9 protein-coding genes are annotated in these 13,226 nt (G+C 76.6%); 3 read left to right on the plus strand and 6 right to left on the minus strand.

Features of this window, described 5'->3' with window-relative positions; translation table 11 throughout:
- Window positions 1-62: 62 nt before the first annotated feature.
- Window positions 63-308, minus strand: a complete 246-nt coding sequence (locus ACSNN9_RS11130; protein WP_436672966.1) for a hypothetical protein — start codon at window positions 306-308, stop codon at window positions 63-65.
- A 42-nt stretch (window positions 309-350) separates the two neighbouring features.
- Between ACSNN9_RS11130 and ACSNN9_RS11135 the strand changes: the two genes are divergently transcribed.
- Entirely contained in the window at window positions 351-1,310 is a 960-nt protein-coding gene (locus ACSNN9_RS11135; protein WP_436672943.1) for a GlxA family transcriptional regulator, read from the plus strand.
- Window positions 1,311-1,376: 66 nt separating this feature from the next.
- Here the strand turns inward: ACSNN9_RS11135 and ACSNN9_RS11140 are convergent, their stop codons facing one another.
- The 4 genes from ACSNN9_RS11140 to dacB form a co-directional block, all read right to left on the minus strand.
- Window positions 1,377-3,017: a gamma-glutamyltransferase family protein gene (locus ACSNN9_RS11140; RefSeq protein WP_436672944.1), complete on the minus strand. Its 1,641-nt coding sequence runs from the start codon at window positions 3,015-3,017 to the stop codon at window positions 1,377-1,379.
- 69 nt (window positions 3,018-3,086) lie between these two features.
- Entirely contained in the window at window positions 3,087-4,079 is a 993-nt protein-coding gene (gene tilS / locus ACSNN9_RS11145) for a tRNA lysidine(34) synthetase TilS (protein WP_436672945.1), read from the minus strand.
- Window positions 4,080-4,089: 10 nt separating this feature from the next.
- The gene (locus ACSNN9_RS11150; RefSeq protein ID WP_436672946.1) at window positions 4,090-5,160 is read right to left on the minus strand and encodes a zinc-dependent metalloprotease; all 1,071 of its coding nucleotides are present in this window, start codon (window positions 5,158-5,160) and stop codon (window positions 4,090-4,092) included.
- Between the two features lie 95 nt (window positions 5,161-5,255).
- Window positions 5,256-6,950 carry a D-alanyl-D-alanine carboxypeptidase/D-alanyl-D-alanine endopeptidase gene (dacB, locus tag ACSNN9_RS11155; RefSeq protein WP_436672947.1) on the minus strand — a complete coding sequence of 565 codons (1,695 nt, stop codon included), beginning with the start codon at window positions 6,948-6,950 and terminating at the stop codon, window positions 5,256-5,258.
- 248 nt (window positions 6,951-7,198) lie between these two features.
- On the opposite strand from dacB, the gene ACSNN9_RS11160 reads away from it, so the two are divergent.
- Entirely contained in the window at window positions 7,199-7,705 is a 507-nt protein-coding gene (locus ACSNN9_RS11160) for an inorganic diphosphatase (RefSeq protein WP_436672948.1), read from the plus strand.
- Window positions 7,706-7,739: 34 nt separating this feature from the next.
- Here ACSNN9_RS11160 and eccD read toward each other — a convergent pair whose 3' ends face one another.
- A complete protein-coding gene (gene eccD, locus ACSNN9_RS11165; protein WP_436672949.1) occupies window positions 7,740-9,140 on the minus strand; it encodes a type VII secretion integral membrane protein EccD in 1,401 nt (466 codons plus the stop codon).
- Between the two features lie 101 nt (window positions 9,141-9,241).
- Between eccD and eccCa the strand changes: the two genes are divergently transcribed.
- Window positions 9,242-13,216 (plus strand): type VII secretion protein EccCa, encoded by a 3,975-nt coding sequence (gene eccCa, locus ACSNN9_RS11170; protein ID WP_436672950.1) that lies wholly within the window; start codon window positions 9,242-9,244, stop codon window positions 13,214-13,216.
- Window positions 13,217-13,226: the final 10 nt, after the last annotated feature.

Raw genomic sequence — 13,226 nt, forward strand, 5'->3', positions numbered from 1 at the left:
GGGGCCGCCCCTTTTGGGCGCGGTCCCACCCCGGACGAAGGGCACGAAGGCCGCGATCCACCTCAGCAGACACGCGACCGCCAGCGGCGACCGTCGTCGGACGGCTTCCAGTCGGCCGAGTCCCGGGTGTCGGCGGTGAGGCCGACGGCCGAGGCCAGGGCGAGGACGACGAAGAAGAAAAGGAAGAGCAGGATCTCCATGGCGGCGCTCGCTTTCGCATGGTTGCTGTCGTTTTCGCCGCCGGTGCGCACCGGACTGGAACCAGTTTCCGTCGAACGCCACCACTCGGACAGTGGCAGGAATGCCACGCCCCCTCGATTTCCTGCCACCCGCGCGGTTACCCTCGTCACATGCTCAGATCGGTCGCCGTCCTCGCTCTGGACCAGGTCGCCACGTTCGAACTCGGGGTCCTCGCCGAGGTCTTCGGTACCGACCGCACCGCCGACGGGTTCCCCGACTACCGCTTCCACGTGTGCAGCCCCGACGGGGCCCCGGTCCGCACCTCGTCGGGCTTCCACCTGACCCCGCACACCGACCTCGGCCCGCTCGAGGAGGCCGACCTGGTCGCCGTCCCGGCCCACCACCACGGCACCGTCGTGCCGGCCACGGTGCTCGCCGCGCTGCGCCGGGCCGCCGACCGTGGGGCGTACGTGTTCAGCGTCTGCTCCGGCGCGTTCGTGCTGGGCGAGGCCGGCCTGCTCGACGGCCGGGACTGCACCACCCACTGGCGGTACGTCGACGAGCTGCAACGCCGCCATCCGACCGCCAGGGTCCGGTGCAACTCGCTCTACGTGCAGGACGACAGGCTGCTCACCAGCGCCGGCACGGCGGCCGGCATCGACGCCTGCCTGCACCTGATCCGCCAGGAGCACGGCTCGGCGACGGCCACCCGGCTGGCCCGCCGGATGGTCGTCCCCCCGCACCGCGACGGCGGGCAGGCGCAGTACGTGGAGGCGCCAATCCCCAAGACCCCCGAGGCGCCGACCCTGGAGCCGGTGCTGGAGTGGCTGATCGGGCACCTGGACCGCCCGGTCACCGTCGACGAGCTGGCCGCCCGGGCGGAGATGTCCCCGCGCACGTTCGCCCGGCGGTTCCGCGCCGAGACCGGCACCACCCCGCACGACTGGCTGACCAACCAGCGGGTGCTGCTGGCCCGACGGCTGCTGGAGGAGACCGGGCTCAGCGTCGAGGCCGTCGCCGACCGGGCCGGCTTCGGCGACTCGGCGGCCCTGCGGCACCACTTCGCCCGCCGGGTCGGCGCCACCCCGCACGCCTACCGGAGCACCTTCCGCGACCGGGTGGAGGCCTGAGGACCGGGCCGACGACGACCGCCCGCATCGCCGGGGGTGTGGCACTCGGCCGGGCCGGTGCCCCGGTCACCAGCCGCCCATGCCACCGCCCACCCGGGGCTCCGAGCCGACGACGTAACCGCCGTCCGGCAGCCGCCAGATCGCCTGCCCGTGCCCGAAGACCGCCGGCTCCTCCGCGATGGCGATCTCGTGGCCCCGGGCCCGAAGCTCGGCGACCGCGGCCCGCCCCTCGGCGGTGGCGACCAGCTCCGGCTCGACCAGCACCGACCGGCCGGCGTGCCAGTACCAACGCGGCGCGTCCAGCGCCGCCTGCGGGTCGAGCCCGCCGTCCAGGGTCGCCGAGATCAGCTGCACGTGCCCCTGCGGCTGCATGTGCCCGCCCATCACCCCGAACGGGCCCACGGGCCGCCCGTCGCGGGTGAGGAAGCCGGGAATGATGGTGTGGTAGGGCCGCTTTCCCGGCCCCACCGCGTTGGGATGGGCGGGGTCGAGGCGGAACCCGAGCCCTCGGTTCTGCAGGGCGAAGCCGTGCCCGGGCAGCACCACGCGGGAGCCGAAGGCCAGGTAGGTCGACTGGATCAGGCTGACCATCATGCCGTCGGCGTCGGCGGTGCAGAGGTAGACCGTGCCGCCGCGCTCGGGGTCGCCGGCGGTCGGCTCCCCGGCCCGCTCGGTGATCAGCGCGCGGCGGGCCGCCGCGTACTCCGGCGAGAGCAGCGCCTCCGTCGGCACCGGCACCCGCTCCGGGTCGGCGACGTGGGCGTGCGCGTCGGCGAAGCCGAGCTTCATCGCCTCGATCTGCCGGTGCAGCCGCTCGGCGAGCGGCAGCCCGGCGAGGTCCGCCCCGTCCAGGATGTGCAGCGCCAGCAGCGCCGCCAGGCCCTGCCCGTTGGGCGGCAGCTCCCAGACCTCGTGGCCCCGGTAGGGGGCGGCCACCGGAGTCACCCAGGTCGAGGTGTGCCGGGCCAGGTCGTCGCCGGTGAGGAGGCCGCCGGTGCGGGCCGCGTACGCGGCCAGCGCCGCCGCGATCGAGCCCCGGTAGAAGTCCTCCGCCCCGGTGTCGGCGATCAGCCGCAGGGTCTTCGCCGCGTCGGGGTTGCGCCACCGCTCCCCGGCCCGGGGCGCCCGGCCGCCGGACGCGAACAGCCGGTCGAACTCGGCGAACTCCGCGCCGGTCGGGCCGGGCGCGGCGAGCGCCCGGGACCAGATCCCCGCCACGCCCGGGGAGACCGGGTGACCGTGCTCGGCGTAGCCGATCGCGTCGGCGAAGAGATCCGCGAAGGGCAGCGAGCCGAACCGGTCGTGCAGGTCGCGCCAGCCGGCCGGCGCGCCGGGCACGGTCACCGGCAGCCAGCCCCGGGCGGGCATCGCCGCCCCCGCCCGCTGCGCGCCGCCCAGGGCGTCGACCGGAGCCGCGCCGCTCCCCCCGGTCGCGGCGAGCACCAGCTCGCGGGTCAGGGCCGCCGGGGACCGGCCGGAGGCGTTGAGGCCGTGCAGCCGCTCGCCGTCCCAGACGATCGCGAAGAGGTCGCCGCCGATGTCGTTGGAGGGGGGCTGCACCACGGTCAGGGTGATCGCGGTGGCCAGGGCCGCGTCGACGGCGTTGCCGCCGCGTCGCAGCACGGCCAGGCCGGCCGCCGCGGCCAGCGGCTGGCTCGTCGCCACCGCGCCGTGCGGCGCGAAGAGCGGCTGTCGGGGGTACGCCATGCGCCATGTCTACCGCCTCCCGGCGGATCCCGCGGCCCCGGAACGGGCCCCCGTTTCCCGGCGGGTGGATCAGCGGGGGTCGATGGCGGCGAGCCGGCCGTCGCGGCGCAGCACCCGCAACCCGCCCGGCAGGTGCGCCGCCCCCTGCCCCCGCCAGCCGGTGACCAGCGTGTCCAGGGCGGTCACGTGCCGGTGCGACAGGGCGGCGGGCGGAACGCCCAACTCCCGGGCCCAGGCGTGCAGCACCCGGCCACGCACCGCGGGCGCGAGATCGGCGAGCCCTCGCACCGCGAGCCCGCCGTCGGGGTGGCGGACGTCGGCCAGCGCGGCGGCGGCCAGCTCGTCGAGGACGGCGTTGTCCGCCGCCACCAGCCGGGCGGTCCGGGCCAGGTTGTCCAGCACCCCCGGCCCGAGCGCGCGGACCAGGGCGGGCAGCAGGTCGGCGCGGACCCGGGACCGGGCGTACGACGGGTCGGCGTTGTGTGGGTCCTCCCAGGGGCTCAGCCCGAGCACCGCGCACGCCGTGCGGGTCTGCTCCCGGCCGACCTCCAGCAGCGGGCGCAGCAGCGGCACCCCGTCGAGGTCCCGCCGGGCGGGCATCCCGGCCAGGCCGCGCGGGCCGGCGCCCCGGGCGAGCGCGAGCAGCACGGTCTCCGCCTGGTCGTCGCGGGTGTGCCCGGTGAGCAGGGCCGCCGCCCCGAGCCGGTCGGCCACGTCGGCGAGCGCCCGGTAGCGGGCCTCGCGGGCGGCCGCCTCGGGCCCGCCCGGTCGCCCGGCCACCTCGACCCGCACCGACTCGACCGGCGCCAGGCCGATCCCGCGGGCCCACGCCACCACCGCCGCCGCCCGCTGCGCCGACCCCTCCTGGAGGCCGTGGTCGACGGTCACCAGGCCGGCGGCGCGGCCCAGCCGGGGCGCCACGAACGCGGTGGCGGCGGCCAGCGCGAGCGAGTCCGCGCCGCCCGAGCAGGCGACCAGCACCGGCCCCCCGGGCGGCAGGTCGGCCAGCGCGCGGCGGACCGCCACCCGGATCGCGGCCACCGGCGGGGCGAGCGCGGCCACGGGCGTGCGGTCAGCCGGCGGTCGGGGCCGGGCCGACCGGCCCGTGCACCCGCGCCACCCAGGCGTCCGGGTCGCCGAGCTCCTCCAGCCGGGGCAGGGTGAGCGGCGAGCCGAAGATCTTGTTGAAGCCCTCCATGCCGACCCGGTCGACCACGCCGTGCACGAACTTGCGGCCCTCGGCGTACTGGCGCATCTTGACCTCGATGCCGAGCAGCCGGCGGATCGCCTTCTCCAGCGGGTTGCCGGCCTCCCGGCGCCGGTTGAACGCCGCCCGGATCCGGTCGACGCTCGGGACCACCTGCGGTCCGACGCCGTCCATGACGAACTCGGCGTGTCCCTCGAGCAGGGTCATCAGCGCGGTGAGCCGGTCCAGCACGGCCCGCTGCGCCGGGGTCTGGACGATGTCCAGCACGCTGGTGCGGCTCTCCGGGTCCTTCACCGCGTCCGAGAGGGTGGCCACGCCCCTGCGCAGCCGCTCCAGCAGGTGCTCGCCGCCGCCGGACGACGCGTCCACGAAGGCCTGCACCTCGCTGAGGAAGTACGCCCGCATCCACGGCACGGCGGTGAACTGGGTGCGGTGGGTCACCTCGTGCAGGCAGACCCAGAGCCGGAAGTCCCGCGGGTCGGCCCCCAGCTTGCGCTCCACCTCGACGATGTTCGGCGCGACCAGCAGCAGCTGCCCCGGGTCGGCGGAGAAGACCTCGTACTGGCCGAGGACCCGACCGGAGAGGTAGGCCAGCACGGTGCCGGCCTGCACGCCGGTGACCCGGGAGCCGATCGCCTCGGTCAGCGCACTCGGCTGCTTGTCCTTGGTGAGCCGGCCGACCAGCGGGGTGATCACCTCGCGCAGCCCGGCGATGTTGGTCGCCGCCCAGTCCCGCCGGTCGACCACCCGCACGGGCGGGTGGGACACCTGCGAGCGGAGACCCGTGTAGTCCGCCACGTGCCCCGCCGCCTCGTCGGTCAACCGCCGCAGGTCACCGACCACGTCGGTGGCCTCGGTGTACGACACCCGGGGGCCCGACTTGCTCAGCGCCCCCGCGGTCGCGGCGGCCAGATCCCAGTCCACGAACTGCGCCATGCACCCCACCGTACCCGCGCCGCGACACCCCGGCCCGGGCTCGCGCCGGGCGATCGACGCCCGTCCCGCCCGACGCCCGTCCCGCGAGGCGCCGGTCAGCGGCAGCCGCAGCCGGCCAGCGCGGCGCCGATCCGGTCCAGCGCGCCCCGGGCGGCCGTCAGCCCGTCCGGAGGCACCGCGTCGGTGAGCACCGCGAAGGTGAGCAGCCGCCCGTCGGCCGTGCTGACCACGCCGGCGACGGCGTGCACCTTGGTCAACGTTCCGGTCTTGGCCCGGACCACCCCGGCGCCGGCCTTCGTCGCCGCCGTCTCGTAACGGTCGGCGAGGGTGCCGGACCAGTCGGCGACGGGCAGACCGCCGAAGATCGCGGCCAGCTCGGGGCGGCTGCCGTCGCCGGCGAGCGCGATCAGGTCGGTGAGCAGCGAGGGGCTGATCCGGTTGCTGCGCGACAGGCCGCTGCCATCGGCGAGGGTGAGTTCGTCGGCCGGCAGGCCGAGCTCCCCGGCCACCGCGTCCATCGCCGCGCCGGCCCCGACGAACGAGGCGGGCTGGTCGCGGGCCAGCGCGACCTGCCGGGCCAGCGCCTCGGCGACGATGTTGTCGCTGTCACTGATCATGATGTCGACCAGCCGGACCATCGGCAGCGACTCGACCCTGCCCAGCTCGGCGCCGGGCCCCGGGGTGGCGGCACCAGCGGCGGGGGCGGTGCCGCGCGCGACCGCGCCGGCCGGCACACCGAGCAGCCGGGCGAAGGCCCGGCCGGCCGCGAGATCCGGTTGGGGTACCCGCTCGGCCCAGTGGTTGCCGGCCGCCTCGTCCTTCTTCGCGCGCGTCACGTCGCTGCGGGCCCCGTCGGTCATCAGCGCCGTGATCGCGCCGCCGTAGCCGCCGGTGGGGATGTCGTCGTCCCAACCCGGCTCGAAGACCGGGCCGGAGTAGAGCGACGAGTCGACGGTCACCTTCGTCGGCTTCGTGCCGCCGAGGGCCGCGCGCACCTGGGCGGCGAGGTCGTCCAGGCGGGCCGCGCCCGGGTAGAAGCCCTTCTTGTCGACGGCCAGCGTGGGGTCGCCACCGCCGACGATCACCACCTCGCCCGGGGTCGCGCCGGCCACCGCCCGGGTCGGGATGCGGTACGCCGGACCGCGCGCGGCGAGCACCGTGACCCCGGTGACCAGCTTGGTCACCGAGGCGGGCACCGTGCCGTCGTCCTCGCCCCGGCCGAAGAGCGGCTGGCCGGTGGCCACGTCGGCCACCGACACGTGCACCCGGTCGCCGAGGGCGGGCACGCCGACGAGCGGGGCGAGCGCGGCGCGTACGCCCTCGGGGGTGGGCATCGGCGCGTTCGCGTCCGCGCCGGCCAGGACCGCCGCGGGCGCCGGTTCCGCCGCCGTCGCGGCGGTCCCCCGGCCGGCGGGCTCGTCGCCCAGCCAGTCCGCCACCGGTCCCGGGCGGACCACGGCGATCCCGACGGCCGCCAGCACCAGCACGAGCACCGCAGCCAGCACGACGGGCAGGGTCCGGCGGCGGCGGGGAGCCGGCGCGGGCGACCCGACGGGGCCCGGGGCGCCCGGCCCACCGGCGGGCCGGGTCGCGGCGGCGGCCCAGAGGTCGGTCGCCGGCAGCCGGGGGTCCTGGCCGGCCGAACCAACCTGGCCGCCGCTGCCCGCCGGGACGCCGGCACCGGCCGGGACGCCGCTGCCCGCCGGGACGCCGCTGACCGGGGGCGGGCCGGGTGTCAGGTCACGGTCGCCCGGGGACGCGGGCGGGCGCGGAACGTGGGCGTCGGGCACCGGGAACCGCCCGGTCGCCCCGCCGGAAGCAGATCCCCCGGTACCCCGTCCAGCACCGGCATCCGGGCGGTAGTGTGAATCTTCCCTCCCCACGGCCCCCTCCTCGCCCCGCGAAAATCTGCTTGGGTGACACTACTTCGGTCCGAACACTATGCGGCGGCCGGAGCCCGCGGGTGGGCATTCACCCGTGCGGAGCGGCGTGCCGCTGGTTTCCGTTGGCCAGCGTGGGCAAACGAGGGAGCGTGCAGATGGATTTCGACGTGACGGTTGAGATCCCCAAGGGTCACCGCAACAAGTACGAGGTCGACCACGCGACCGGCCGGATCCGGCTGGACCGCACCCTCTTCACCTCCACGCAGTACCCGGCCGACTACGGCTTCATCGAGGGGACGCTGGGCGAGGACGGCGACCCGCTGGACGCGCTCGTGCTGGTCCCCGAGCCCACCTTCCCGGGCTGCCTGATCCGGTGCCGCACCATCGGCATGTTCCGGATGACGGACGAGAAGGGCGGCGACGACAAGGTCCTCTGCGTGCCCTACGAGGACCCGCGCCAGGAGCACCTGCGCGACATCCACCACCTCGGCGAGTTCGACCGGCTGGAGATCCAGCACTTCTTCGAGGTCTACAAGGACCTGGAGCCCGGCAAGTCGGTCGAGGGCGCCACGTGGGTGGGGCGCATCGAGGCCGAGGCGGAGATCGTGGCGTCGTACCGGCGCGCCAAGGAGGCCGAGGCGCGCGGCGAGTCCGCGCACTGACCCGGCACAGACCACCGACGGGCCCGGGGGCCGCTCAGCCGAGCAGCCCCCGGGCCCGTTCGTACAGGTCGAGCACCGCGCAGGCGACGGGCACCAGCGACACCACCAGGGCGGTGTCGGTCAGGTCCGCGATCCGGCCGACGTACGGGGAGACCGGCCGGCGGGCGTACGTGGTGCCGGCTGAGACCGCCACGAGGGCCAGCGCCAGCCCGCCGACGACCAGCGCGAGGCGGCCGGTCGGGCCGGACCGGTCGACGAGCACCGCGCCGAGCACGGCGTACCCGGCGAGGCCGGCGGCGACGGTCGGCACCCGGTGGCGCAGGGACACGAACAGCCGGGAGCGGAGCAGCAGCACCGCCGCCGCGACCGCCACCAGCAGCCGGCCGGCCGTCCCGCCGGAGAGGCCCAGCACCACCGCGGCGGCGACCGCCAGCACGGCGTGCCCGAGCAGCATCCCGGTGAGCATCTCCTCGGTACGCGCCACCGCCGCGTAGACCCGGTCCCGGTCGGGCAGGTCGCGGGCCCGGTCGGCGCCGCCCGGTTCGTCGGTGGGCAGGGTGATCGGGGGCAGCGGCACCTTGCCGAGCCGGATGGCCAGCAGCGGGATCGCCCCCACGGCGAAGACCAGCAGGCAGAGCAGGACCGCCGCCGTGCCGGCCGGGCTGAGCAGCAGCCCGCCCAGGGCGGCCAGCGCGCCGGCGAACCCGGCGGTGGCGCCCGCCACGAATACCCGGAGCCGGGTGGCGACGCCGACCAGCCCGAGCACCGACACCAGCAGCAGCGCCACCGACCCGGCCAGCAGCTCGGGCGCGCCGATCCAGCGCAGCCCCGGTACCGGCCCGACCGGGTCGCCGGAGCTGACCGCGAGCGCGCCCGCCGCCGCCGCGTACGGCAGGGCGTAGCCGCCCAGGGTCGCGCCGGCCGGCCCGTCGGCGTGGGCGCGGGACGCCACCACTCCGGCGAGGGTGAGCAGGAGCGCCACCACGGCGGCGGCCGGCCAGGCCGCCTCGTGCGCCGGCCCACCGGCCGTCACGGCGAGCAGCCCGACGGCCAGCGGCACGGCGGCCCCGGCCAGGGCGGCGGCCCGGGTGGCGGCGGGTGACCACGCCCCGCCGCGCCGCCGGGCGCCGTCGGCGATCGCCTCGGCCACGTCGTCGTACTCCAGCTCGGGCCACTGTGCGCGGGCCGGCACGAGGTGCAGCACCTCGCCGTCGCGGACCCCCTGGGGCAGCAGCGCCTGGGCGGTGGCCAGCACCGCCCCGTCGGTGCGCCGCAGCACCCAGCCGCCGTGCCGTTCGCCGTCGTCGGCGAGCCCCTCGCCGGCGTGCCGCAGCACCTCGGGCAGCAGCTCGGCCAGGGGCACCTGCTCGGGCAGTGCGACGTCCACCCGCCGCTGGGGGGCGCTGATGGTCACCCGGGCCAGCCCGATCGTCATCGACTGATCTCCATCTCCGGCGGGGTCGGTGGCTGCGCGGACGACAGGACTTTACCTACCATGAGCCAGGCTCGGGTTACCGAGCGCTGTCAGGAGGTCGAGTGTCCACTGTCGTCATCAAGCGGCCACCCCGCCGACCGGCGCCGGAGATCCCGGTGGGTGAGCTGCCGGTGGACGCGCCACCGGAGATCCCCGCCGTCGCCGGCGGGCGCTGGCAGCAACTGCTCATGGTGCTGCCCATGCTCGGCGGCACCGTGGCGATGGCGATGATGTTCGGCCGCGGCGGGGGCGCGTACTCCTACGTGGTCGGCGGGATGTTCGGGCTCTCCTCGCTGGCCATGCTGGTGACCTCGTGGGGCAGCGCCTCCGGCACCCCGAAGAAGTCGGAGATGATGGCCGCGCGGCGGGACTACCTGCGACACCTGACCGTGCTGCGGCGCCGGGTCCGGCAGACCGCCGGACAGCAGCGCGCCGGGCTCTACTACCGGCACCCGGATCCCGGCCGGCTCTGGTCGACGGTGGACAGCCACCGGGTCTGGGAACGCCGCCCCACCGACCCGGACTTCGCGGTGGTCCGGGTCGCCGTCGGCCCGCAGACCCTCGCCACGCCGCTGGTCCCCCCGGTCACCCGCCCGCTGGAGGAGCTGGAACCGATGACCGCCGGCGCGCTGCGCCGCTTCCTGGACGCGTACTCCGTGGTGCCCGACCTGCCGGTGGCGCTCTCGCTGCGCAGCTTCGCCCGGGTCTTCGTGCGGGACGCCACCGCCGGCCCGGCCCACGACGGCGACGGACCCGCCGCCCAGGCGTTGGCCCGGGCGATGCTCGCCCAGCTCGCGGTCTTCCACGCCCCGGACGAGCTGCTCGTCGCCGTCTGCGCCGGGCCGGAACGACGGGCCGCCTGGGAGTGGGTCAAGTGGCTCCCGCACGCCCACCACCCCACCCGCACCGACGCGCTCGGCCCGGTCCGGCTGGTCACCAGCGCGGGGGCCGAGCTGGAGGGGCTGCTGGACGAGGTGCTCGCCAGCCGGTCCCGATTCAGCCCCGCCGGCCCGGCCACCGACGGCCCGCACGTGGTGGTGGTGCTCGACGGGGGTGACCTGACCGGGGCCACCGACCTGACCGGCGACGGCGGCATCGACGCCGTCACGATCATCGACCTGGAGACCCCGCCACCGCGCCTGCTGGACCGGTTCGCGCTGCTGCTCGAGCTACGCGGCGGCCGGCTGCACTCCCACTCGGCTCAGGGGCACGCCGAGGTGGGTACGGCGGACCGGCTGGACCTCGTCGACGCGGAGGCCGTCGCCCGGCGGCTGGCCCCGCTGCGGCTGGCCACGGCGGCCCGCGGCCCGGACGCCCCGCCGGGCGCCGAGCTGGGCCTGCCCGAGCTGCTCGGTCTCGGCGACCCGGAGAGCTTCACCGCCGAGCAGGGGTGGGCGCCCCGGTCCGCCCGGGAGCGGCTGCGGGTGCCGATCGGGGTGGGCACCGACGGCGGCGCCATCGAACTGGACCTGAAGGAGTCGGCGCAGGACGGGATGGGGCCGCACGGCCTGCTGATCGGCGCGACCGGCTCCGGCAAGTCCGAGCTGCTGCGCACGCTGGTGCTCGGGCTGGCCGCCACGCACAGCTCGGAGCAGCTCAACTTCGTGCTGATCGACTTCAAGGGCGGCGCGACCTTCGCCTCCTTCGACCGGCTGCCGCACACCGCCGCGGTGATCACCAACCTGGCCGACGCGCTGCCGCTGGTCGACCGGATGGTCGACGCCATCAACGGCGAGCTGGTCCGCCGCCAGGAGCTGCTGCGCCGGGCCGGCAACTTCGCCAGCCTGCGCGACTACGAGCGGGCCCGCGCCGCCGGCACGCCGCTCGCCCCGCTGCCGTCGCTGCTGCTGATCTGCGACGAGTTCTCCGAGCTGCTGTCGGCCAAGCCCGACTTCATCGACCTGTTCGTGCAGATCGGCCGGCTGGGCCGGTCACTCGGCGTACACCTGCTGCTGGCCTCGCAGCGGCTGGAGGAGGGTCGGCTGCGCGGGCTGGACACCCACCTGTCGTACCGGATCGGGCTGCGGACCTTCTCGGCGCTGGAGTCCCGCACGGTGCTCGGGGTGCCCGACGCGCACGAGCTGCCCCGCTCCCCGGGCCACGGCTACCTGCGCTTCGGCACCGAGCCGTTGGTGCGGTTCAAGGCCGCGTACGTCTCGGGGGCGCTGCGCCGGCGCGGTGCGGCCCCGGGCGCGGGCGGCGCCGGGGCCCCGCGCCTGCTCTCCTTCTCCACCCACCTCGTGCCCAAGCCGGAGCCGGTCGGGCCGCCCGCCCTGGCCGCCACGGCCGACGAGGGCGGCACGGAGAGCCTGCTGGAGCTGATGGTCGACCGGCTGGCCGGGCAGGGGCCGCCCGCCCACCAGGTCTGGCTCCCCCCGCTCGGCCGGGCGCCGGCGCTGGACGAGCTGCTCGGGCCGGTCGGCGTCGACCCGGCGCGCGGTCTCGCCTTCGGCAACCCGGAGCTGCACGGCGCGCTCCAGGTGCCGGTCGCGGTGGTCGACAAGCCCTTCGAGCAGCGCCGCGACCTGCTCTGGCTGGCGCTGGACGGCGCCGCCGGCCACCTCGCGGTGGTCGGCGGCCCGCAGAGCGGCAAGTCGACCGCGCTGCGCACGCTGGTCTGCGCCCTGGCGCTCACCCACACTCCGGCCGAGGTGCAGGTCTACTGCCTCGACTTCGGCGGCGGCGGGCTGGCCGCGCTGCGCGACCTGCCGCACGTCGGCGGGGTCACCGGCCGCGCCGACCCGACGGCCGTCCGGCGTACGGTCGGCGAGATCGCCACCCTGCTGGTCGACCGGGAACAGCGCTTCGCCGAGCTGGGCGTGGAGTCGATGGCCGCCTGGCGGCAGCGCCGGGCCGCGCTGGCGCACACCGGCCAGCCCGGGACCGACCCGTTCGGCGACGTGTTCCTGGTGGTGGACGGCTGGGCCACCCTGCGCGGCGAGTACGACGACCTGGAGCCGCTCATCACCGACCTGGCCACCCGCGGCCTGTCGTACGGGGTGCACGTGGTGGCGACGGCGGTGCGTTGGCTGGACTTCCGGCCGGCGATCCGGGACCTCTTCGGTTCCCGGCTGGAGCTGCGCCTGGGCGACCCGGCCGACTCGTTGGTGGCCCGCCGGGCGGCGGCGAACGTGCCGGAGAAGACCCCCGGCCGGGGCGTCACGGCGGAGAGCCTGCACTTCCTCACCGCGCTGCCGCAGCTGGCCGCCGCCGGCGGGGACACGACGGACCTCATCAAGCAGGCCGCCGAGGGCTGGGCCGGCCCGGTCGCGCCGCCGGTGCGGCTGCTCCCGCCGGTGCTCCCGTACGCCGAGTTGGACCTGGCCACGACCACCGGCCTGCGGATCCCGGTGGGGATCGCCGAGGCCGACCTGCGCCCGGTGGTGCTGGACTTCGCCACCGAGCCGCACTTCGTGGTCTTCGGCGACGCCGAGTGCGGCAAGTCGTCGTTCCTGCGCGCGCTGGCCACCTCGATCATGACCCGGTTCACCCCCGAGCAGGCCCGGGTGATCCTGGTCGACTACCGCCGCAGCCTGGCGGACCTGACCGAGTCGGCGTCGCCGCACCTGATCGGGTACGGCTCCGCCGCGGCGCACACCACCGACCTGATCGAGTCCGCCGCCGGCTACATGGCGGCCCGGGTGCCCGGCCCCGACGTGACGCCCGCGCAGCTGCGGCAGCGGACGTGGTGGTCCGGGCCGGAGCTGTTCGTGCTCGTCGACGACTACGACCTGGTGGCCAGCGGGCCGTCCAACCCGCTGCGCGCCCTGGAGGAGCACCTGCCGCACGCCCGGGACGTCGGGCTGCACCTGGTGCTCGCCCGCCGCTCGGGCGGAGCCGGCCGGGCCCAGTACGAGCCGCTCGTGCAGCGCCTGCGCGAGCTCTCCACGGCGGGGCTGGTGATGGCGGGCAGCCCGGAGGAGGGGGCGCTGGTCGGCCCGGTCAGGCCCGGCCCGCTGCCCCCGGGACGCGGCCGGCTGGTCACCCGCCGCGAGGGCGTACGCCTGGTCCAGCTGGCCCATCTGCCCCCGCCGTGACCGGTGTCCC

Origin of the sequence: Micromonospora sp. URMC 107 (genome assembly GCF_051386315.1) — a bacterium.
In the GTDB taxonomy this organism is placed as follows: domain Bacteria; phylum Actinomycetota; class Actinomycetes; order Mycobacteriales; family Micromonosporaceae; genus Micromonospora.

What these genes read in the sequence shown, in the direction of transcription:
- ACSNN9_RS11150 (WP_436672946.1), bottom strand. Translation starts at nt 5,160, where the DNA reads ATGGCGCAGTTCGTGGACTGGGATCTGGCCGCCGCGACCGCGGGGGCG.
- ACSNN9_RS11140 (WP_436672944.1), bottom strand. Translation starts at nt 3,017, where the DNA reads ATGGCGTACCCCCGACAGCCGCTCTTCGCGCCGCACGGCGCGGTGGCG.
- ACSNN9_RS11160 (WP_436672948.1), top strand. Translation starts at nt 7,199, where the DNA reads ATGGATTTCGACGTGACGGTTGAGATCCCCAAGGGTCACCGCAACAAG.
- ACSNN9_RS11135 (WP_436672943.1), top strand. Translation starts at nt 351, where the DNA reads ATGCTCAGATCGGTCGCCGTCCTCGCTCTGGACCAGGTCGCCACGTTC.
- eccD (WP_436672949.1), bottom strand. Translation starts at nt 9,140, where the DNA reads ATGACGATCGGGCTGGCCCGGGTGACCATCAGCGCCCCCCAGCGGCGG.